A 2355-nucleotide genomic window follows, 5' to 3' on the forward strand; every position below is an offset into this window, starting at 1 on the left:
ACCTGCGCGCCGATCTCCGGGTACTCGGAGAAGTCCGCTCCGCGCAGGCGGAGGTGAACCGTGCACCAGCTCGTCGGTGCAGCGGCGCAGCGTGTCCGCTCCGCGCAGGCGGAGGTGAACCGCCACGCAGTCCTGCCGACAGCCTTCTCGACCAGTACGCTCCGCGCAGGCGGAGGTGAACCGTGCTCCCCGGCCCGCTCCCGCATGACGCGAACGTCCGCTCCGCGCAGGCGGAGGTGAACCGACGACTCGCAGCCCGAACTCCGTCGCCTGCTCGTCGACTCCGCGCACGCGGGGGGGGGTTCCCAAAGACGCCGCCGACGTCCGCCAGCACATCGAGTGGTCCCCGCGCCCGCGGGGGTGTTCCCGGCACGCGGGGCCCGTCGTCGTCGGGCTCTTCGTGGTCCCCGCGCCCGCGGATGTGTTCCCTCGGGCTGGTCCTTGGGCCTGAGCCGCATGACAAGGCCCTGACCGAAACAGGGAGGCTTCCCAGCCGTGCTGGAAGACAGCGAGGAGAATGCCGTGGCACAGGTTTCCGAGGAAACGCCCGTCGAAACAGTGACTCGCTGTGATCGCCACTGGCCGCCACACAAGCAGCAGCATCCCGTACTCGATGCCCCTCTTCGCACCTCACCTGGGGAGAATCTGGGGAGTATGAGTGTCGCTGGGGAGCGCGTGGGGAGAAGCGATTGCATAACACCGGACGATCCTGAAAGACACAGAAAGACGCGTCTGCGCAGGTCAGAATCACTAATGTTCGCATCGACGCAGGTCAGCGCCCCCAGGTAGACAACCTCAGGAAGATCTCGTCGTGGGCGGCCATTCTCTTCGCCCCCACGCTGGTCGGCACGATCTACGGGATGAACTTCGATCGGATGCCGGAGTTGCACTGGTCCTTCGGGTACCCGTTCGCGATCGTGCTGATGGGGGTCGTCTGCACGAGCCTCTACCTCGTCTTCAAGCGGAGGGACTGGCTGTGAGCGGTCGGGGGGCGGGGGCCGGCGCTCCGGGGCACACGCCGCGAAGAGGGATGGCCCAGGCGCCGTCCGAGCCACCTTGGAGGATCCGCCCAGCCGAAACGCGCCCCGCCTCGGCTGGGCAGACTGCGAGACGCCGAGGAGGGGCGCAGAGCGCTGCGCCCCCGGAGGGGCCACCTGGACGCGCTCCGCAGCGCGGGGCTCCGTGAGGGTCAGCGCTGGGCCGTGGTGCTGGCGCCGTCCAGCGTCTCCCGGATGATGTCGGCGTGGCCCGCGTGCTGCGCGGTCTCCCTGATCAGGTGCAGCAGGATGCGGCGGGCCGACCAGTACTCGCGTTCCGGCGGGGACCACGGGGTGAGGGGCAGCGGGACGGTGCCCTCCAGATCGCGCAGTTCGCTCACGGCCTTCTCGGTGCCGCGCGCCGCCTCGTCGTACTCCTCCAGGAGCCCGGCGAGCGTGTCGTCCTCGGTCATCCGGTACTGCCCGAGGTCGAGCATCCCCTCGGGCATCTCGCCGTCCCCCTCGACGAGGATCTGGGTCCAGACGCGTTCGCCGCGGGACAGGTGCTTGATGATCCCGCCCAGGGTGAGTTCGCTGACGACGGTGCGCTGTATGGCCTGGGCGTCGTTGATCCCTCGGACGGTGATGAGCAGCAGGTCCCGCTGGTCGGCGAGGGCGCTCAGCAGTTCGGCGCGCTCACCCGCCAGAGCGGAGGACGTGGTTCGGAGGTTCGATGTCACGGACCCGACCGTAGGACAGATGTAGGTCGGTGGGTGACCTGATTGCCGTGCGGCACCCCCGGTGTCCGCAGATCGGGTGAATACGGCACAGGTACCGGCAGAACGACGGTCTCGCCCTGGTGCGGGCCGGGCGTTCAGGCACCGTGCGAGGCGGACTGTGCCTTCGCTCATGCCGTCTGGGCCAGGGTGGGCCGGGCCCGAGGACCCGCCCACGGGACTTCTGTGACCTTCCGGAGGTACGCGATGACGTCCGCCCCGCCCGACACCAGCGAGCTGAGCGCGCGACTGTCGGAACACATGAACGGCTACCTCTACACCGCCTGCCTCTACACGGTCACCAAGGCCGGTGTCGCCGATCACCTGGCCGACGGCCCGCGCACCGCCGCCGAACTCGCCGAGAAGACCGGCCTGAACGGTCCGCACCTGCACCGGGTGCTGCGCTACCTCGCCACCCGCGAGGTCTTCCACGAGGACGAACAGGCCCGCTTCGCCCTGACCCCGATGGCGGAGCTGCTGCGCACCGACACGCCCGGCTCCCTCCACGACCCCTTCCTCATGCTCGGCGAGGACCTCTACTGGAAGCCGCTGGCCCGCATGTACGACACGGTCCGCCAGGGCCGTACCGCCTTCGACGACAT

At 69.3% G+C, this 2355-nt stretch carries 2 protein-coding genes, 1 pseudogene and 1 CRISPR repeat array; of the genes and pseudogenes, 2 read left to right on the forward strand and 1 reads right to left on the reverse strand.

Annotation, left to right across the window (positions count from 1 at the left end; all coding sequences use genetic code 11):
• Positions 1 to 32 precede the first annotated feature (32 nt).
• Positions 33 to 244: a CRISPR direct-repeat array (repeat unit 29 nt; unit sequence GTCCGCTCCGCGCAGGCGGAGGTGAACCG).
• Positions 245 to 797: 553 nt separating this feature from the next.
• Positions 798 to 980: pseudogene (locus GA0115242_RS12160) on the forward strand (CorA family divalent cation transporter); the annotation flags it as partial.
• A gap of 209 nt (positions 981 to 1189) precedes the next feature.
• Here the strand turns inward: GA0115242_RS12160 and GA0115242_RS12165 are convergent.
• Positions 1190 to 1717, reverse strand: coding sequence for a DinB family protein (locus GA0115242_RS12165; protein WP_256089414.1), 528 nt, complete (start codon positions 1715 to 1717; stop codon positions 1190 to 1192).
• A gap of 243 nt (positions 1718 to 1960) precedes the next feature.
• Between GA0115242_RS12165 and GA0115242_RS12170 the strand changes: the two genes are divergently transcribed.
• Positions 1961 to 2355: methyltransferase family protein (locus tag GA0115242_RS12170; protein WP_272925268.1), on the forward strand; the 395-nt coding region annotated here is incomplete at its 3' end.

The organism is Streptomyces sp. SolWspMP-5a-2, assembly GCF_900091845.1.
GTDB classification, from domain to species: Bacteria; Actinomycetota; Actinomycetes; order Streptomycetales; family Streptomycetaceae; genus Streptomyces; species Streptomyces doudnae.